The 20,398-nt window shown below is 46.5% G+C and carries 15 protein-coding genes; 10 read left to right on the plus strand and 5 right to left on the minus strand.

The genetic code is table 11. The features are described from left to right. Nucleotides 1-13: 13 nt before the first annotated feature. The 5 genes from Q0668_RS02970 to Q0668_RS02990 all read left to right on the plus strand — a co-directional run bounded on the left by Q0668_RS02970 (nt 14) and on the right by Q0668_RS02990 (nt 6,555). Nucleotides 14-1,303 (plus strand): PQQ-binding-like beta-propeller repeat protein, encoded by a 1,290-nt coding sequence (locus Q0668_RS02970; protein ID WP_298859773.1) that lies wholly within the window; start codon nt 14-16, stop codon nt 1,301-1,303. Nucleotides 1,304-1,491: 188 nt separating this feature from the next. Next, on the plus strand, nt 1,492-2,562 hold the full coding sequence (locus Q0668_RS02975) for an Ldh family oxidoreductase (RefSeq protein ID WP_298859775.1): 1,071 nt from the start codon (nt 1,492-1,494) through the stop codon (nt 2,560-2,562). Between the two features lie 50 nt (nt 2,563-2,612). Next, nucleotides 2,613-3,251 (plus strand): thioredoxin family protein, encoded by a 639-nt coding sequence (locus tag Q0668_RS02980; RefSeq protein WP_298859777.1) that lies wholly within the window; start codon nt 2,613-2,615, stop codon nt 3,249-3,251. A gap of 80 nt (nt 3,252-3,331) precedes the next feature. Next, the gene (locus Q0668_RS02985; RefSeq protein WP_298859779.1) at nt 3,332-4,234 is read left to right on the plus strand and encodes a site-specific DNA-methyltransferase; all 903 of its coding nucleotides are present in this window, start codon (nt 3,332-3,334) and stop codon (nt 4,232-4,234) included. Between the two features lie 371 nt (nt 4,235-4,605). Continuing rightward, nucleotides 4,606-6,555: a translocase gene (locus tag Q0668_RS02990; RefSeq protein ID WP_298859781.1), complete on the plus strand. Its 1,950-nt coding sequence runs from the start codon at nt 4,606-4,608 to the stop codon at nt 6,553-6,555. A gap of 16 nt (nt 6,556-6,571) precedes the next feature. Here Q0668_RS02990 and Q0668_RS02995 read toward each other — a convergent pair whose 3' ends face one another. Both Q0668_RS02995 and Q0668_RS03000 read right to left on the minus strand, forming a co-directional pair. After that, complete coding sequence (locus Q0668_RS02995) at nt 6,572-8,911, minus strand: MMPL family transporter (RefSeq protein ID WP_298859783.1); 2,340 nt, start codon at nt 8,909-8,911, stop codon at nt 6,572-6,574. A gap of 252 nt (nt 8,912-9,163) precedes the next feature. Continuing rightward, nucleotides 9,164-11,002 (minus strand): nucleoside-diphosphate sugar epimerase/dehydratase, encoded by a 1,839-nt coding sequence (locus tag Q0668_RS03000; RefSeq protein WP_298859785.1) that lies wholly within the window; start codon nt 11,000-11,002, stop codon nt 9,164-9,166. A 453-nt stretch (nt 11,003-11,455) separates the two neighbouring features. Between Q0668_RS03000 and Q0668_RS03005 the strand changes: the two genes are divergently transcribed. The 4 genes from Q0668_RS03005 (at nt 11,456) to Q0668_RS03020 (ending at nt 17,188) form a co-directional block, all read left to right on the plus strand. Continuing rightward, nucleotides 11,456-12,061, plus strand: a complete 606-nt coding sequence (locus tag Q0668_RS03005; protein ID WP_298859787.1) for an aminodeoxychorismate/anthranilate synthase component II — start codon at nt 11,456-11,458, stop codon at nt 12,059-12,061. 22 nt (nt 12,062-12,083) lie between these two features. Further along, complete coding sequence (gene glp / locus Q0668_RS03010; RefSeq protein WP_298859789.1) at nt 12,084-13,298, plus strand: gephyrin-like molybdotransferase Glp; 1,215 nt, start codon at nt 12,084-12,086, stop codon at nt 13,296-13,298. 222 nt (nt 13,299-13,520) lie between these two features. Continuing rightward, complete coding sequence (gene lnt, locus Q0668_RS03015) at nt 13,521-15,416, plus strand: apolipoprotein N-acyltransferase (protein WP_298859791.1); 1,896 nt, start codon at nt 13,521-13,523, stop codon at nt 15,414-15,416. Between the two features lie 302 nt (nt 15,417-15,718). Next, nucleotides 15,719-17,188 (plus strand): DUF4339 domain-containing protein, encoded by a 1,470-nt coding sequence (locus Q0668_RS03020; RefSeq protein ID WP_298859793.1) that lies wholly within the window; start codon nt 15,719-15,721, stop codon nt 17,186-17,188. 72 nt (nt 17,189-17,260) lie between these two features. Here Q0668_RS03020 and Q0668_RS03025 read toward each other — a convergent pair whose 3' ends face one another. Further along, a complete protein-coding gene (locus Q0668_RS03025; RefSeq protein ID WP_298859795.1) occupies nt 17,261-17,716 on the minus strand; it encodes a hypothetical protein in 456 nt (151 codons plus the stop codon). A gap of 61 nt (nt 17,717-17,777) precedes the next feature. Continuing rightward, nucleotides 17,778-18,965: an HRDC domain-containing protein gene (locus Q0668_RS03030; RefSeq protein WP_298859797.1), complete on the minus strand. Its 1,188-nt coding sequence runs from the start codon at nt 18,963-18,965 to the stop codon at nt 17,778-17,780. Nucleotides 18,966-19,316: 351 nt separating this feature from the next. Here Q0668_RS03030 and Q0668_RS03035 point away from each other — a divergent pair, with 351 nt between their 5' ends. Continuing rightward, the gene (locus Q0668_RS03035) at nt 19,317-20,033 is read left to right on the plus strand and encodes a flagellar motor protein MotB (RefSeq protein WP_298859799.1); all 717 of its coding nucleotides are present in this window, start codon (nt 19,317-19,319) and stop codon (nt 20,031-20,033) included. An 18-nt stretch (nt 20,034-20,051) separates the two neighbouring features. On the opposite strand, the gene Q0668_RS03040 is transcribed toward Q0668_RS03035, so the two are convergent. Next, on the minus strand, nt 20,052-20,234 hold the full coding sequence (locus Q0668_RS03040) for a hypothetical protein (RefSeq protein ID WP_298859801.1): 183 nt from the start codon (nt 20,232-20,234) through the stop codon (nt 20,052-20,054). Nucleotides 20,235-20,398 lie beyond the last annotated feature (164 nt).

The raw sequence follows: 20,398 nt of genomic DNA on the forward strand, positions 1-20,398 counted from the left end.
AAAATTGACTCTGATGATTACAGTTCTGTGTTCCAGTCTGCTTTCTCAAGTCGGCTTCACTGATGACTGGCCGCAATGGGGTGGACCGCAACAGGATCTCGTCTGGCGGGAAACTGGTATTGTCAAAACATTACCCACAACCGGTTTGCTGCCACGCGTCTGGTCGGCTCCGCTCGGCGAAGGTTACTCAGGACCTGCCGTTGCCGAAGTGGATTCCCGCTGGTGTGTCTTTGTCACTGATCGCATCTTCAAACAGCGTGTCGGCTATGAGCGGGTTCTCTGTCTGGATGCCGAAACTGGAAAACAGATTTGGAAATATGAGTACCCGGTCGAGTATTCAGTCAGTTATCCGGCTGGCCCCCGTTCAACCCCGGTGATCGATTCCGGTCGCGTTTATACTGTTGGCGCGCAAGGCCATTTTTTCTGCTTTGATGCGAAAAATGGCAAGGTCATCTGGAGTAAAAACTTTGTAGAGGATTATGGCACAAAACTTCCAGCGTGGGGCGCGGTGGCTGCTCCACTGGTGGATGGCAATCAAATCATCTCACTGGTAGGTGGAAAACAGAATTCGTTAGTGGTCAGTTTTGACAAAGCCACAGGCAAGGAACTCTGGCGATCGCTCAATGATTCAGCCGTCGGTTATGCACCACCGGTTATCTTTACGTTTGGTGGAAAACGAGAACTCATCATCTGGCATCCAACCGCGGTTTCGGCGTTGGAGCCGAAGACCGGTAAAGTGATCTGGGAAGTCCCTTACGGTGTTCGTTATGGCCTCACTATCGCAACGCCTCGTAAAGCAGGTAATCGTCTATTCGTTGCCAGCTTTTATAATGGCCCGCGAATGATCGAAGTTTCTCAAGATGGCAATCAGGCGAAAATCATCTGGTCAGGAAACAGTGATAGCGAAATTAAAACTGATGGACTGCATCCGATCATGATGACGCCTTTTTTCAATGGAACGCATATCTATGGCGTGTGCAGTTATGGCCAGCTCCGATGTCTGGATGCAAGCAACGGTAGCCGATTGTGGGAAACAGAAAAAGCGACCGGCAAAGGACGTTGGTGGAATGCCTTCATTATTCCGCACGAAGATCGTTACTTCCTGCATAACGAACAGGGCGATCTGATTATTGCCAATTTGACTCCCAAGGGCTATGAAGAGATCAGCCGTGCCAGATTGATCGAGCCCACGCGCCGCGTGCAACGTCGTATGACCATCTGGTCACACCCCGCATTTGCCATGAAAAGTGTATTTGCCCGTAATGATAAAGAAATTGTCCGGGTTGATTTGTCAGCGAAATAGCGAGTTTTTCTCTCAAAGAATCTCAGATGCTGTGCCGTGGATTCGATAAAAGTTTGCTCGGCAGCACCTCTTCAGAGTCGAATCAGGCTGGAATTGGCGTTAGGCTATAATATGATGAGAGTCTGATTCTTACTCTTCACAAAAACTGAAGTGCGCAAGCACATAACCCAATATTGAGAGCCACTATTATGTCGTCGGATCATTTTTCTCCTCCTCAGGATCGATCCCAGGAAGTTCTGATTCCACTGGATCCACTCAAAGAATTGCTGGTCAAACTTTTTGTCCGAATGGGTATGTTTCAGGTTGAAGCAGAAATCGCCGCTGATCGATTGATTGAAGCCGACCTGCGAGGCATCCATTCACACGGGAGCCGTACCGCAGAGCGGTATCTGGAAGCAATGGATATGGGTGACATTGATCCCCGCGCGCAAATTATGACAATCTCTGAAACTCCGGCGATTGCTGTTCTCGATGGCAGCAGAGGAGTAGGGCATGTAGCCGCAACACGTGCTATGGAACTGGCAATTCAAAAAGCACGGGAAGTGGGGACCGGTACGGTTGCCGTTCGCAACAGTCATCACTTCGGCGCTGCAGCCGTTTATGTATTAATGGCGGTCGAAGCCGGTATGATTGGATATTGCACGACCAACACAGGCAGGGCAACTGTTGCAGCACACGGGAGCACCGAGGGGGCAACGGCAAATAACGCAATTGCATGGGGAGTTCCCGTACGCGAAGGAGCCCCCTTCGTTCTAGATATGGCATGTGCCAAAACATCATGGGGGAAACTGGAGACACAATCCCTCTACGGATTACCAATTCCCCCGGGTTATGCTTTGGATAGTGAAGGTAAAGCAACCACCGATTCAGCAGCAGTCAAAACACTTCTGCCAGCAGCTGGTCCCCGCGGTTATGGTTTGGCAATGATCAGTTCGATTCTCACCGGTGCACTGGCGGGAGGTAAACTGCCCATCAATAAAAGGAAAGCACCTGAAATCGAAGGGTCGGAACATTTTTTCTACGTGATTGATCTCAAACAGTTTGTTCCCGAAGATGAATTTCTTGACGCATTGGCTTCCGCGACAGAAGCCATCCATCAATTGAAACCCACTAACGTGAATGATCGGGTCCAAATCCCGGGAGAACTGGAATGGGAAATGACCCAGCGCGCGATAGAGGAAGGGCTGTATGTCCATAGCGACCATGCCAGTCAACTGAAAGAACTGGCCAAACGCGTGAATTTTGATGTCCCCTGGTAAACTGAGATCAGCATTTGGTAACAATATTATTGTATTGATTTGGGTTTGAAATGATGACGGCATTACGACGGTTGATATCACTGCTGACAATATTAATCTTTGTTAGCGCAGGGAATACAAATTTATCTGCTGGCAAGTATAACCCGGTGCTTAATGTGGGAGATCAGGCACCCACGTGGGAAAAATTGCCCGCGACGGATGGAAAAATGTTTTCCAGTAACACGTTTAAGGAGAAGCAGGTATTGGTGATTGCCTTTATGTGCAATAGTTGCCCTTATGCCGTGGATTATGAAGAGAGACTGAATCGGCTGGCCCAAAAGTATTCTGCAAAAGAGTCACCGGTTGCTGTCATTGCTGTCAACGTGAATTTGGTTCCCGCAGACAGTCTGGAAAAAATGAAAGAACAGGCAAAGAAAAAAAAGTTTGTCTTTCCTTATCTGTTTGATGCATCGCAAAAAATAGGACAGAATTTCGGAGCCACACGGACCCCTGAATTTTTTGTGTTAAATAAAGATCGAAAAGTGATTTATATGGGAGCCATGGATGATGCTACCGACGCTAGCAAAGTCAAACGTGATTATGTTTCGTTAGCAATCGACGCAACATTAAAAGGGAAACAGCCGGAAATCTCAGAGACCATTGCCATCGGCTGTAATGTTCGTTACAAACGCATCCGTCGAAAAAAATAATGTTCCGAAACTCATAAACAAAACAGTCTCAACAAATGACAAATTTGAATCAGATACATATTCAGGACTGTATTGCGGGTATGCAGAATCTTGAAGCGGAATCCATTGATTTGGCATTCGCAGATCCCCCTTTCAATATTGGCTATGAGTACGATAAGTATGAAGATCGTCTCGAAAGTGAACAGTATCTCGATTGGTGTTCGCTCTGGATGTCGGAAGTGGTGCGGCTCTTAAAACCGGATGGTACGTTCTGGCTGGCCATTGGTGATGAATATGCGGCTGAACTCAAAGTCATGATGCAGCGAGAATTGGGACTCACCTGCCGCAGTTGGGTTATCTGGTATTATACTTTTGGCGTGAACTGCAAAAATAAATTCAGCCGATCACATGCCCATTTATTTCACATGGTCAAAGATCCAAAACAATTCACCTTCAATGCCGATGATCCCTCCATTCGAATTCCCTCCGCCCGGCAACTGGTTTATGGAGATAAGCGAGCCAATCCCAAAGGACGACTTCCCGACGATACCTGGATCTTAAGGCCCCAGGATATTCCGGAAAGTTTTCAAGCAGATGAAGACACATGGTACTTTCCCCGCATCAATGGCACATTTAAGGAACGTCAGGGTTGGCATGGATGTCAGATGCCCGAACAACTCTTAGGACGAATTATTCGTGCCTGTTCACATCCGGAAGAACTTGTGCTTGATCCTTTTTCGGGTAGTGGAACCACGCTGGCGGTAGCGAAGAAGTTAAACCGTCAGTTTGTCGGATTTGAACTCTCCGAACAATATGGGGCGCGCGCACAACAACGTCTGACCGACATCGAAGTCGGACAACCCCTGGACGGCCAGGAGAACCCGCTCGTCAGTGCACCCTCAACAAAAAATGGGAAACGGCTTAAAAAACAGACTTCTGAAAGCGATTCTCCCAAAAAATCTTCGAAAGCAAAACAAAATCCGCGTCAGAAAAAATTGCTCTAACACCAGTTTTCTAGAATGAGAAGCAAGAGGCAATTTTTGTTTAAATCACCTCGCTGGTAAAACAGGTTGATCAAGGCGCTGATTCTCATCACTGATTGCTGATTCTTTTCTCATTCTTCGCTCCTGACGGCATAAAAAATGCCTTTTCAGTAAAGAGCCGCTAAACCCCCTGGATTCACGGGGTTTACGCTTCATTTGTTGCTCAAACACCACATTGGTTTGTAGATGATGTTGCTGAAAGGCCACGCGGAACATCTATTTCAGGTTGTTCGCAGGCTTGCTTATAAAAAGAATCGAAACGGCTCTGCCAGTTAGTTAGAATAAACGACTCATTTCAATAATAGCTCTTGTCAGGATTTTAAAGACTCATTGTGGCGAACTTCATCAACTCTCTGACAGATCGGCTCCGCGGATTTCTCCTGACAGGTGAAACGGAAATCCCTACGCTCTGGTGGGATCTCATCGATCAGATTCAACGTTCACAGCAGGGTTTGGCTTCCGAAACGGACTCCCAGTTATTTGATGAATGGAACTCATTACGCTATCGCGTGCAAAGTGGTGAACCTCTCACGGATTTACTTCCCGAAGCATTTGCTGTCGTCAGCGAGCAATTGAAGCGTCATCTAGGTATGACGCCTTATCCGGTTCAATACCTGGGGGCGATTGCCATGCATGAGGGAGCGATTGCAGAGATGCAAACCGGAGAAGGCAAGACCCTGACGGCTGCATTAACGCTTTGCCTGAATGCACTACCCGGTGAAGGGATACACATTGCAACAGCCAACGATTATCTTGCAAAACGTGATGCTGAGTGGTTGAGTCCCGTTTATCATTCGTTGGGAATGACCGTGGGAACGATCACGGCCAATTCTACTTTATCAGAACGACGGGCCGCTTATGAGTGTGATATCACCTACGCTACAGCACGGGAATTTGGATTTGATCATTTAAGAGACTTACTCAGCGCACCAGACTCCCGACCCACTTCACGTCGCCAGCAGTTATTCGGTCAGCAAAACAATCGGGTTGAGCAGCCATTGTTGAATCCGCGCAAGCCTTATATGGTGATTCTTGATGAAGCTGACAGTCTTTTAATAGACGAAGCGCGAACTCCTTTGATCATCGGTCAAACTGACGCGAACGAAGAAGCAGAGTTGGTCATCGCCTGCCAGTGGAGTGCTTCCCATGTGACCAAATTAACGGTGGATGAACATTATATTGATCATGGTCCACAACGTGGTATGGAATTAACAGAAGCCGGTCGTCGAATTGTGCGAGAGATGTTATTGCAGAATGATTCCCCCTCAGCACTCAACACGGGAACGGCATATATTTCTTCAGAACGTGCCTTGCGGGTGCATAACTATTTCGAGAATGGTCGCGATTATGTCGTCCGTGATGGAAAGGTGGCAATCGTTGATGAATTCACGGGCCGCATTTCAGAAGGCCGCATGTGGCAGAATGGCGTGCATCAAGCCATTGAAGCCAAAGAAGGACTCGAGATTACTTCACCTACCAAAGTCGGCGCGCAAACCACGGTTCAGGAGCTCTTTTCTCGATATCCCAGAATGGCCGGAATGACGGGAACGGCAATCTCCGCAGCCAGTGAACTGAGAAAAATTTATGAAACTCCCGTTATCAAAATTCCCACGAATCGCCCAGAGAAACGTCAGAGGTTACCCGAACTTATATTCTTGACAGCAGAAGAAAAATGGGATGCGGTTGTAGAAGAAACTGCCGCCATGTATCGGCAGGGAAGACCAGTGCTAATCGGAACCCGTTCTGTTAATTTGTCAAACCTTTTATCAGCACGACTTTTAAAGGCCGGGTTGGAACATGAAGTTTTGCATGCTTTGAATCATGAAAATGAAGCCGCCATCGTGAAACAGGCCGGGCAACCGGGTCGCATTACTGTCGCGACCAATATGGCGGGACGCGGAACGGATATACTCCTTGGTGAAAGGGTTGCAGAGCAGGGCGGCTTGCATGTGATTTGCACGGAGTTGCATGAATCGGCCCGCATCGATCGTCAATTGACGGGACGCTCTGCTCGCCAGGGAGATCCGGGCAGTGCACGAATATTTCTATCACTGGAAGATGAAATTCTGACTGTAGGACTGGGAAAAGAACAAGCCAAAAAGTTAAGCGATTCTTATGGGACCAGCCAGGAATTGAGTATTGCACTCCGTTACTTTTATCAGGCACAAAGGCGCATCGAAAAACGTCACGAACAGCAACGAATTGATTTGGTCAATCGCATCAAGCAACGCCGTGAGATGCTGCAACAGATGGGGCAGCATGCAAATCTGGACATCCATTGAACAGACGGCGTTCATGTTATTCTGTTGAAAGAGACGATGGTCTGATATTCAAATTATCAGAGATTCCTTTTTTCGCAAATTGCAGGTGTTTTGCAAAGGGCTGCATCAGCATGGCGGGCAGGAAGAGCAAATCGCCAATCAATGCCGTTGTCAGCAATGCCAACATCATCCAGGCAAAGCGTTGTGTCGGAATAAAATCACTGAAACCAAAGACCAGTAAACCGAGTCCGCAGATAAACGTTGTGTGAATCATAGCTCGTCCACAATGTTTCAATGCAGAGTGAACCGCTTCTTCCGTCGTATGATTCAACGATTTTTCTCGGCGGAACCATGCCAGAAAATGCAACGTATCATCAATGGCAATTCCGAGCGCAACACTGGCAGTCATCACCGAGCCAATATCCAGAGGGATATCCATCCAGCCCATGATTCCAAATACAATCACAATCGGAAAAATATTAGGCAGCATACTCAATAATCCAGTCCAAAGGCTACGCTGCACGATTACGATGACCAGAGCGACGAGTACAAACGCAGTCAGAAAGCTCCAGGTAAGGTCCTGCAAAATGAGTTGCTGAACTGTATGGATTAAAGGCATAATCCCAGTGTAATAAGCGGTTAAATGCACACCTTGCTCACCATATTTTTCAAGTTCGGGTTGCAGAGTGGTTTTCAGTTTATTTAAGGCGGCTCCGTAATCGGTTTTTTGCAGCGCAGGAACCCGGGCACTAATTCGCCACGATTCCTGACCATCGGTATCTGATAAATAAACCGAATCCAGAACCGCTCTTCGGTTCTCTTTCAGCTTTTTATTGATCACGACTTTTCTGAAAATCGATTCAAAGCCATTATATTCAACGGGGTTCGGGCCAAAGGTCGCAGCCGACATGGTACCCGTATATCCGTCGATGTCTTTGATTTTTTTTTCGATATTGTCGATGATTCGCAGGCGTTGCAGAAACGTCTTTTTACAATCAGGACTAAATTCAATCACCACTTCAACAGGTATGAGCGGCCCCATGCGGTTTTCATTAAATTGATAATCATCCAGTACCTGACTTCCGGGCGGAAACAGTGATGGAACATCTACTGAAGAACGAATCGAAAGTAAACCATAAGCGGAAACTGCCATCAGCAAGATGGATGACAGGAAGACCGGAACCGAATATCGTTCCAGCCAGTGAGGCATCTTATCCAGCCAGGATGAGATGCGCGTGAAATATTTTGGTGTCGTTGCCGTTTGACCTTCGCGATTATATTTCAGAATTTGCCGGGGTGGCCAAAGCTGCATCGCACCAGGCAAAATCAACAATAATACGCTGAGCGTAATCAATAAGCCCAGGGATGATAACAGGCCAAATATCGCAATGGGAGTAATCTGGCTGACCATCAATGAACCCAGTCCAATTGCAGTGGTGACAGCTGCCAGAAGACACGGTTGCCATCCTTTGGAAAACCCGTTTCGAACAGCAGTTTCTGCATCAGATTTCGACTGGGCTTTGGTGGCAAATAACTCATCATAGTAATAATTCACCAGATGTACGCCGGCTGAAATCGTAAGTACAAATACCAGTGAAGGTGTGATAATTAAAACGGCATCCAGTGGGGCACCCGAATAATAAACCATTGAGAGTACAAGTCCCTGCCCAAATAAACCTGCCAGCAGGATTGTGCCTGTCAGCATCCAGGAACGAATACAAATCCAGCATAAGCCAGTCGCCAGAACAGCAGACAACGCTCCAAACAGATTCACGCTGTGAATGCTGGCACTGTCAATGGCGATACCATCCACGGGAGGACCTGTGATATGAAAATCTTCCAATGGCAGTTGACAAACTTCTTGCGCAACAGAAAGGACATGGTCTTTTGATTGCCTGCGTAACTCATTTCCACGATGTGTCAGAATAATGACCGCACAACTGGCATCCAGATCTTTCCCAATGAGAACACCTTTCAGGCGTTCTAAAGCTTCTTCTCGAGGTAATTTGAGGGGAGGGGCCGTCAACGACTTAACGGTACCAGCTCCGGTGATAATCCTGTCAAACAAAGACGCATGTGTTTCGCCGAACTCAGTCGTACGGGGCGCTTTGATGGCTTCTTCGAATTGAATCAGCCGCGGATCATCTACAGTACACCCGGGCCAACTGATTAAAAATAAATCGTTACTTTCAAACCCCTTGATAAACTTTTGATAATCCTGCCTTGATTGCATGAATGATGGCGCCCATTTTTCAGGGGCAATACACATGCTTTCAACACTTTGATGCGCACCATAGATTAGAAAAGGAGCCAGTAACACCAGGATGATTACGGTAAAGACATAACGGCGAATATAACGAGGTTTTTCGGAAGTCATCGGAATCTCTGTATGAGGGGACATTTGCAGATCATTGCGTACGTCCGGTGCGACCCAGCCCATGCGTACACAGCAAGTCTAGCTCACGACTTTCCACGCGCCCGAAAAAATGACAGGCTTTTCGCAGGTTTTTCAGCCTGCGTAACCATCAAATCCAGCGCAACAGAAATAGCCCTCATCAAAGCATGGAGAGCGAGATTAGAAACCGCCCGTCGTGCATCATGCAATGCACGATTTCTCTTTTGTGGCGGATTATGCGGCTCTTTTGAAGGAGGGCTTGTTTGACTTCAAATAAGCAGACTGAAATTCGGGCAGAATTCGTTGGATCTCTTCCAGAATGAGATCTGAAGGTTGCTCGGTAAGGTCGGAAAGTCTTTGGAACGCTTCATGAATAAATTGTTCGCTGAAACTGATTTTGTCCGCGACCATGATTTTGGGATGGCATGTAGGTACATGTTTTTCTCCATCCACATGCAATTCTTCATAAAGCTTTTCTCCGGGACGCAATCCCGTAAACTCAATTTCAATATCCTCGCCAAGTTTCAATCCGGATAATTGAACCAGATCTGCCGCCAGATCCATGATGCGAACAGGTTCACCCATATCGAGTACGAAAATTTCGCCGCCACGTCCCATAGCACCCGCCTGAATCACCAGTTGCGATGCTTCCGGTATCGTCATGAAGTAACGCTGCATGCGCGCATCGGTTACCGAAATCGGACCACCATTCTGAATTTGTTGCGTAAAAATCGGGACGACACTACCGGCTGAACCTAAAACATTCCCAAAACGAACCGTCACAAAATGGCATTTTGAACGCGCTGCCAGGGATTGTACATAAAGCTCAGCAATACGTTTGTTGGCTCCCATGACATTCGTGGGATTGACGGCCTTATCGGATGAAATCATCACGAAAGTACCAACTTCAAATTCTTCTGCCAGATCTGCAAGATGTTTGGTAGCCAACGCAATATTTTTAACGGCTTCTCCCGGGTTACTTTCCATCAATGGGACATGCTTATAAGCGGCTGCATGGAAGAGAATGTCAGGTTGATATTCTCGCATCACTGCACGCATTCGTCTCGAGTCATTGATATCCGCTATGACAACATCAAACCGCCCCTGGTATCCCAGCTTGATCAATTCTCGTTCCAGAAAGAACTGGCTGTTTTCTGTGCGGTCCACCAGAATGAGTTTATTCGGAGAAAACTGTAAAAGCTGGCGGCAGATTTCTGAACCAATACTTCCCGCGCTTCCGGTTACCATTAAAACGCGGTCATCCATCCAGTCTCGAATATTCTGCATATCGAGTTGAACGGGTTCTCTCCCCAACAGGTCTTCGATACAAACCGGACGTGGTTTCATCTCGACCTTTCCCGAGAGTAATTGTTGATAACTGGGGAGAACCTGAACCTGAATCTGAGCGGAATTTCCCGCTGCAACAAGTTGACGGACTGTTTTTCCGGGAACCTCATCTGCAGGTAACAGTATATCGGAGACACCATATTTTTGTGCCAGCGAACACATTTCCTCTAAGGTACCCAGAACAGGAACTCCGTTAATCCGCGTTCCAATTCGACTGGTATGATCATCTAGAAAGCCGACAACCCTCAGGCACGATTCCTTATTCCGTTCAATGATTCGCAGCAGCGAAGCACCGGATTGGTTGGCTCCAATTATGAATGTGGACCTGCAATCGCCCTGGTTATGAAAAAAGCGACCGCTGTCCTGAACCATGCGAATACCGGCACAAAATCCACAGACGGCTAATATGGTTGAACCCCAGTCTATGAGAAATACCGAACGGGGAATCATAATATTGGGGAAGACGAGATAATCAACCATTGCCAGGGCAGCGGAACTCAATGTGGCGGCTTTAGCAAGGTTAACCAGATCGAGTATCGTGATATAGCGGCTTCTGATTTTATAGACGCCACTGCTCCAGAAAGTAAATGTCTTCAATCCAATTGCCCAGAGGACAGTGGAACGAAACATCCGAAAGCCATTTTCTCCCAGCACGCCATCAACGTTGAGAGAGCCTTCATAGCGCAGCCAGAACGACAGATAGTAAATCGCACAAAAAATAGGCAAAAATACCACCATCCAGAACAGCTGGCGCTGTGTGATTCTGAATTTCTGTAACCAGTCAGATTTCGTTCGGGAGCCCAACCTCAACTCCTAATGTTTCAAGTTCCCAATCCAAAAGAGACAGCGAATTGTAACCGTATACAAAAAAGCATACCGTCCCCCCGGGAGCTTAGATAAGGACAGGGTTAATACCAATTTTCACTATTTTTCGTCAATATCAATATTCTTAAGAACAATGCAGTAAATACCTTGTCCTCTTTATTAAGCCATCATCCGGTTGTAAGATCGCAGGATTGGGCTTTTCAGAAATCGACTCAAATCCGTTGTCTCAATGCGGGTCTGTAAGACTCAAGAACTAATTGATTTGGGCAAGTCGCTTTTCTGATTTTTGTTGATTATGATATGAATCCACAAAACTGTGAAAACGACTCAACTTGATAATCCGTAAGGTGTAACGTGATATTCGTTCTCGATAATTATGATTCGTTTACCTATAATCTGGTGCAACGATTTGGGGAAATTGATCCCCAATTGGACATTCAGGTTGTCCGCAACAACCAGACGTCCATTGAAGCAATTGAACAGTCCAGCCCGGAAAAAATTATTATTTCGCCAGGCCCCTGTACTCCTCAGGAAGCAGGTCTGTCCAAAGAGGTTGTGGAATCGTTTGCGGGAAAAGTTCCGATTCTGGGAGTTTGTTTAGGGCATCAATGTATTGCGGAAGTCTTCGGAGCAAAAGTCATTCGTGCCAATCGGCTGATGCATGGGAAAGTTTCTCAGGTGCATCATGATTCCCAAGGCGTATTTCAAAATCTGCCGAACCCGTTTCAGGCAACCCGCTACCACAGTCTGATTGTTCCCGAAGAGTCCATTCCTGACGAACTTGAGATCTGTGCCTGGGTGGAAGAGGAGGGGCATCCCAAAGAAATTATGGGAATTCGGCATCAAACGAAAGCCGTGCATGGCGTCCAGTTTCACCCCGAAAGTTTTCTAACATTGGAGGGCATTACACTGCTGAAAAATTTCCTCCAACTTCCCGCAGAACAACTCACCGGCGTCTGATCGGCAGAGGAAAGATTTAACTATGCTGAGTGTTCAAGAGGCATTTCGCCTGATTTTAGAGACCGTTATTCCCATAACCCCTCATCAATGTTCATTGTTTGAAGCGGATCACTGCATTCTCGCCTCAGGAACGGTGAGTGACGTAAATGTTCCGCCGTTTGATAAAGCTTTAATGGACGGATTTGCGGTCAGAAGCACTGATTTCATCGACGGGAACGCGACACTGCAAATCCTGGAAACGATCTATGCAGGAAGTGTTCCCACATTGCCACTTCAAACAGGTCAAACATCACAAATTATGACCGGAGCCCCCCTTCCTGAGGGAGCAGATGCCGTCGTCCAGATTGAGCATTGTAAAATTAATGAAGAACAGCAGAGCGTGCAGATTGAGACTTCGCCCGTCTCTCCAGGAAAAAATATGCTCTATCACGCTTCAATCCTCAAAAGGGGAGCCGCCGTGCTGGAAGCGGGCACATTGCTCAGAGCTCAGGAAATCGGGGCATTGGCTGAAACCGGGAGCTCCTTAGTTTCGGTTCGACGTCCTCCCAGTCTCTCCATTCTGGCAACGGGTGATGAACTTGTTGCTCCCGATGAATCTCCGCAAGTGGGACAAATCAGAAATTCCAATGAGGTCATGCTCTATACACAGGTGTTACAGTCGCATGCGCGGCCTATTCCTCTGGGAATTGCCCGTGACGAGCGAAGTCATTTGAGTGAAAAGATTAATGAAGGATTAAAGAGCGATTTTCTTTTGCTTTCTGGTGGAGTTTCCGCAGGGACGTTAGATCTCGTCCCTTCTGAATTACAGGCGGCGGGCGTAAGACAGGTCTTTCACAAAATCGATTTGAAACCAGGAAAACCGCTCTGGTTTGGTCTGCTGGAACAGGAAAACCGAGCCCCCTGCTATATCTTTGGATTGCCCGGAAACCCCGTCAGTAGCATGGTTTGCTTCGAATTATTTGTTCGCACTGCCATCCGTCAATTCATGGGTTTTCCCTCTCCAAAGCCTGACCCGCTTGAAGCACGACTGAAGTCTGATTTCCAGACACGTGGAAATCGCCCGACTTATCAGCCTGCGATAGTAGAGTGGGAGAGTAATGAAGCCGTCGTGACTCCCTTAAAAACCCTGGGCTCAGCCGATTTGCGTTCAACCGTGGCTGCGAATGCCGTTGCTTTATTCCCCAGCGGTAACCAGCTTTTTCAGACGGGTCTCAAAGTTGAGACTTTTTTATGGTAGCACCACCACTTTCTCCTATGATTGATCTACTCTCAAATGGTCAATTTCAGTAAAAATCACGTCGATCAGACACAAAATGAGGTCGTTTTCAGTGAACTGATCCATTCAGGATCGTTGATTTGGCGTAAAATAAATTACAGATTGAGATGAAACAGGACGTTTCACTCATAGCAGGATTGAGATCAACCTGCCTGTCGAGATTAAATTCCAAGGATGGAAATTATGGCCGTTACCGTAAAGACGTTTGAAAATTCTCCCGCCCATCAACCCTCACTGGAAACATCTTCTGTGTCTGATGACATGTCTTCCAAAAAAGAGTTACAGAATGACCAGCCGCTGGGTGAGGACGTTCAAAAAATTATCAACACCGCGCGCACTTCACCAGCGCCAGCATTAGGTGCCTGGCTGATGTCGGGGTTAACCGCCTGCCTGATGTGGGCCAGTTTTACGCCCCTTGATTATGGTCCTTTGGGCTGGGTTTGCCTGATTCCACTTTTACTTTTGGTCAGAGTTCCCCGTAAAACTCGTTTGATGTATACGGCCATCTATTGTTCGGGTCTGTTATTTACCACACTCACATTCCAATGGATGCGACTGGGAGACCCTTCCATGTATGTCGCCTGGATTGCGCTGGCAGTTTATGTCGCATGTTATTTCCCAGTCTTCGTGTTGCTCACAAGATTGGCAGTTCATCGTTTTCATCTTCCTCTACCTTTAGCTGCACCAGTCATGTGGGTTGGTCTGGAATATATGCGTGCCTACTTACTGACTGGATTTTCGTGGTACTACATTGGGCATACGCAGTATCGCTGGATCGAATTGATTCAGATTAGTGACATTACAGGTGCCTACGGAGTGAGTTTTCTAGTCGTGATGTTGGCGGCCTGTTTTGCTGATCTGTTGCCGGCATCACTCATGAGACGTTTCAAGCTGTTTCCGCCGAAACTGACTCCCGAAGAACAAAAAATGGATCAGATTAGTCTCAAACAGATTATACAGACGGCAGTTTGCTTGAGTCTATTTTTTGCTGTGCTCGGATATGGTTATGTACGTCGCTCACAAGCGGAATTCCAGAATGGCGCCCGTGTGGCATTGATTCAGGGGAATTTTCCGACTTCGGTAAAGCATGACCCCAATGCATGGAGATCCATCTACTTAAAGCATCAGATTCTAATGGGAGCCGCGGTCCGCTATCAGCCTGATTTAATTGTCTGGCCGGAAACCATGTTTCGCTGGCCTTTGATCGAACGCAATGGAAAAACGAATCAGGAATTACAGACGATTGCTCCCGAAGTACCACTGGAAAAATGGAGCGAACCTTCCGTTCGCAAATCACTCATTAATATGAGTCAGGAAGCCAACGCAGCTCTCGTAATCGGGCTGGACACCGTTTCGGCCGGCGACTCGAAAGTCGATCACTTTAACTCAGCCGCGTTCATACGCCCTGACTACGGCCTTGTATCGCGATATGACAAAATTCATTTAGTACCCTTCGGTGAATATCTACCGCTCAAAGAGACCCTGCCATTTTTGAGTCTGTTTTCTCCCTATGGCGCCTCCATGGGTATTGAACCAGGAAAGCATGCTGCCAACTTCGAATATAAAAATTGGAATTTTGCTCCGATCATCTGCTTTGAGGATACCGTACCTCATCTGGTTCGTTCGATGGTCAATCAGTCTTCTGCATCTGATTCAACTGAAAAACCGATCGACTGTCTCGTCAATCTGACGAATGATGGTTGGTTTCATGGTTCGAGTGAATTGGATCAGCACCTGATTACTGCATCCTTTCGATGTGTAGAAAACCGAACTCCGATGGTCCGGGCCGTCAATACAGGTGTGTCTGCAGTCATAGACGGCGATGGAATGATTGTCGAACCAGATGTCTTTATTGATGGAGATGATCAGGGACGTACCTCATTTGTCAATTCTAAAACAGGACGCTGGAACAAATCATTAAACGCCGTGTTGATTGATACGATACCACTAGATAACCGTACAAGTCTCTACACGAAATATGGTGACTGGTTTGCGGGAACCTGCTGCTTCTGTGCCATGTTCATCTTTTTTATGGCACTACTGACGCGTAAGCGAAAGCCAGTACCAGCGAAGTCGTAATCCCCATCGGTTTTGAGTCTCGTTCGTCAAATGCTCGCTAATCGTCCATCTCACGCGGGAGAGAAATGGACAGATTTTCTTGCCCATGACTGCTGCTTTGTCCCGCTTTATGCACGGTTGAACGAGTTATCGACAGGATCGATGATTTTTGTCGGTTTAATAAAATTCAGTTGAGACAATAGATTTGCGTGCGCCCCACCTCTCAGACTAAAATAGCGGCCAGGAGCATGGAATCCCTGCGTTCCAGAACTCAATATCGAATCTTACTCAAAATTTTAGATGACGAAGATTGTTTCAAAAAAATGTCACGGGACAGCTGGTACTATAAACAATTAAATGAAGAATGTGGCCCCATCTCATTTGAAGAACTATTTGCGATGGCTCATCAAGGCAAATTAACTCCTCAAATGGATATCAAAAATGGCGAATCGGGCAACTGGTTTCCTGCCCAAGACATTGACGGTTTATTCGAAACAGAGTCTGACCAGCATACGCCTGCATCCAGTGAGATGCCTTCACTGGATGAGTTCTCTATTGTTGATTCCTCGTATGGTGTCGAAGCAAAGGAAAATCTACCTTCCCTGGATGGGTTTTCCATAGTGGAAGATGAAGACAAACTCTCTTCAAATCTGGAATCACAGGCACCCCGTTTTGCCACGCTCGAGGCGGTTCGAAGTAAACATCAGAATATTCAATGGTTCTGCCGAATTCTGAATCAGGAACTGGGTCCGATGTCGGCGGAAGATCTCATGCAACTGCTGTTCGATGGTGAATTAGCTCCCAATGACAAAGTCAAATCATCCACTGAACCGGATTGGGTTGCCGCTCGCACAGTGGCCTTTCTCAGTTCGATTGGTGGTGACTTGGATGAAGATGAAGATACAGAGTCCGAGACCGAGCATGTTGATTCTGATTCCGAAAATACTGAGGTTGAATCGCAAACCAAACAGACAATTCCGGAACCTCCTAAACCGCCGATATTCAAGGCACGCTCGAAACAAAAATGGTACTGCAAGCTAGGTGGTATGGGATATGGTCCGATTGAACCTTATAAAATAAAATTGTGGGCAGAACAGGAACGCATTGAAACCACAGATTTATTAAAACTGGGTCGAAAAGGTGAGTGGTTCGAAGCGTGGCAGATTGAAGCACTGCAATTAAAAAAACCTGCAGAACAGCAGTCGCCCCAGGAAGAAACTCCTACAGCAGAAACAAAAGAAACAGAAACAAAACTTGAAACAGATCCGTTGAAAAAAATGGAGACAGCAACGCCCGCACAAGCGCCACCTCCTCCAATGCCTGTTGCTCCCCCTCCCCCTCGTCCGAAACCAAAAATGAAAGTCCAACGGTCAAATCCACTAGAGGCATTAGGGCCTCTCATGGATCCAAAAATTTTGGGTGGCATTGCTGCTGTAGCCGTTTTAGGTGCGGTCTTTTATTTTGTTCCCCTGGGAGGCTTATTTTCTCCAGGTGGTCAAGAGGAACTGGCGAAACTTCAGGCGGTTCATAAAGAGTTTCTGGCGTTAAAGCAAAAGCAGGCAAGTGAAAGCGAATGGAGCAGCTTTAATAAAAAAGTCACAACCGAAATGGCCCCCATCATCAAAGACCTGGAAGCAAATGCGTCCTCTAGCAACCCGCACATGCAACATTTGATGTGGGCCGCGAGAGACCATCTTAAGAAGATGCTGGACAATGCACAGCAAAAGAACAATCCGGAACAAATAAAATTTGAAAACCAGCTCAAAGAGGCAGAACGACTTATTAGCAAGTGATTTTTTAGCGCTACGCATTGACTAATAAATTACTTTGAAGACTTTGGAGAGATCTTCGCCGAGCGAATCGAATCAGGTATCTTGAGGTAAGCTCGGAATTTTCACTTTCCACCAGGTGAGTAAACGAGTTGGGATTTTGTCACCGTTTAAAATTCCTTCAACCTGGATAAACCGATTGTCTTTTACGCGATACACGAAGGTTACCGGAGTTTTCTGTTTTCGTCCTTTATTCGGCCCCTCGAGAACTTCCAAGTCAAAATATGTGAAGAGCGAAACGTCAGACATTCGCTGCAAATGGAATTTCGCCTGATGTGAATGCAGCAGTTTTCTATTTCGGTCATACATGCTCACTTTCGAGATCTTGTTCGAAATTTCCTGCTCAACTCTAAGAGGAGATCCTTTCGAGTCCTGATCGCTGCGAATCCATTTTCCTTGCAGAGTTTGATAATCTTCTTCGGGGGCAGGTTCTGCAGAAAGCAGGGGCGTTCCAGGAATCAGGATGGCAATCAGGAGCATGAGTTGTTTCATGGAAACTCTTATTCTCATAATCTTGGTTAGAAAAAACGCTGCTATGATTCAAGTCAGTAAGTTAATCCTGGCGTTCGAAATGCAACGGGTGATCTGATTCTAGATCAGCCACGCGCATCGAAATTTTTCCATCAAGCACATCCGTCAATAAATCGCCGCATACATCAGCACGCCAGCCAACCATTAAACGCGGCTTCTTCTCACTCTGTTCTCGATAGACGTGATAGCGTACCAGATGTCTTAAGTCAGCGGTTGTGCCTACCAGACTTTGAGCGACATTCATTTCTGCACAACGATTTGCCAGCGCGATACCCAGCAATTTTCCGATGACCTGTTCATCTTGATTCTGATGGTTATTGGGATTTTCGATATGTTGAGGAAGCTGATCCTTGGGAATCTGTTGCGCTATAGCAATACGCTCTATCACATCAGGGGCCAGCTTGAACATGTTCTTACGATTTAAATCACGTGTCGCTATGAGATCTTGTGTTGTAGTTGGCTTCCGACGAGCAAGTTCGATTAGTAAATCATCGCGCATCACTCTGCGCGCCGGTTGGTCTTTTTTCTGAGCCACTTCGTCCCGCCAGTCGAACAGTTCACGGATGATGGCCAGTTCACGAGGCTTTAATTTATGTAATCCGGAAAGACGGCGCCAGTTTTCTCGATGAAATTCCGAATCGACTTCGTCAATCATGCGCTGGAATTCCGCATCGGCCCATGTAATGCGACCTAGATCGGTTAACTCTTTTTCCTGCGTTTTCCAGATTTTGAGCACGTATTTTACATCGTCCAGTGCGTATTTAATCTGCTGCTCAGTGAGTGGTCTGCGACGCCAGTCTGTACGGGTTTCTTTACTTCCCGCATTCGCATTCAATACACGCGCAACCAGCGCTGTATAAGAAATGGGAAAGCTGCGTGAACGCAAACCTTCTGCAATCTGTAAATCAACCAGCTTTTGGGGTTTCTTACCAGAAAAATGCCGACAAAATCGTACCTCTTCGCGGCCTCCATGCACAATGACCGTCGTGGAATCATTTGTCATGATTTCCCACCAGGGGGATAAATCTTTTACTTCGTAAGGATCGACGGCCACTGACTGACCGTTTAATGCAAACTGCAGCAGTGAAAGCTCCGGACGGTAAGTAAACTCCGAAACAAATTCTGTATCGAATGCAACAATGCCCGCGTCTAAGATTTGATCGCACAATGCGAGAAAATCAGACTGCTGAACAATGAGAGGGCTCGACATCGCTCGATTACTTCCTATTTCTTTTACCAGGATCAACAGATTGATTTTCGGACGGTCACCCGCTGATCTGCTTGGAATTTATCTTACCTAAAACCTAATGTTGTAGATATTTATCGCATTCGTCAATGAACCGAGGGTCTTTTTGTGGCTCTTGTTTACTTTGTCCAGTTATCAAAAATGCGTTAATTCGGCCAAAAATTGCCCTTGAACTCAACAGGATTAAGAAAATCGCGTAACCTGAAATGGCTCCCATGACGATTCTGTTTATAGATATAACATGTATTTTCTACTGATCGGCAAGAATTGCCGATCGATAATTTGGCTTACTGAACCCTCCAGGAGCGCATTGTCATGGCAGACGATGACCCACCAGGAGTCCCGGAATGGGTAGTGACCTATGGCGACATGATGTCATTACTTCTCACATTTTTCATTATGTTGGTTTCATTGAGTGAAATCGTGAATGATGAAAAATACCGGGCCATCCTGGAATCCATTCAAAAGTATACAGGATACCGTACAGGTCCTGTATCTCCTCCGGGAAAGCATTTCCCGATGAATTCACTGGTAAAACAGATGAGTATGCTGGGGTCCTATACAAATACTGCTGAAAGAGGAAGAGGTGGAATTAAGACGCGCGGTATTGAGGGTAGTAACATTCGCATTTTCCGATCGCGAGAAGGGGTTCCCGTGAAGGTCGGAAAATCTCTTCATTATGATCAAACGGAGATAGATCTGAATCCACAGCGAAAGGAAAAGCTGGATCAAATTATCAAAGAGTTGGCGGGAAAACCAAACAGGATTGAATTGAGATCGCATACATCCATCAATCCGCTTCCCGCAGATTCACCGATTCAAGATAAGCTGGTTCTGACCTATGATCGGGGGCGTCAGGCGATGCTCTATTTGATTCAAAAAGGGATCGCACCAAAACGAATTCGAATAACGGCAGCAGCCGATTATGAACTACCCCATCAAACCGGTGATGAAAAATCCGAACAAATGGATCGTCTTGAAGTATTATTGCTCGACGCCTTTGCAGATGGTTCTATCGGTCGCAACAAATAAAAAACCAATCGATTTTTGTTACTCGCCAACCAGTTTGTCAGCAATTTTATGAAGGTGTCGTGAGGCCTCTTGCATTTTCAGAATATGAGGCGTTGAAGTTTCGAGGTGTGCTTCATCGATTCGATTTTTGACACCAGGAGCCAGTGGCACATACATGGATGAAACACGAGCTTTCATACTATTGTCTTCTGTCTCAAGCATTTCTTGATCCTTCATTCTCATTTCATCTAATACGATAGGGTTCCACGTTTCGATCCGTTGATCAGATGAAACATAATTCATCCGTGCCCAGCACCTCAGTCTGAATTCTGCGATTAAACAGGTTGCAGTCTTTGCCTCCTGATTCATTCTGTGATGCCTTTCGC

The organism is uncultured Gimesia sp. (assembly GCF_937910335.1).
Taxonomy (GTDB): Bacteria; Planctomycetota; Planctomycetia; order Planctomycetales; family Planctomycetaceae; genus Gimesia.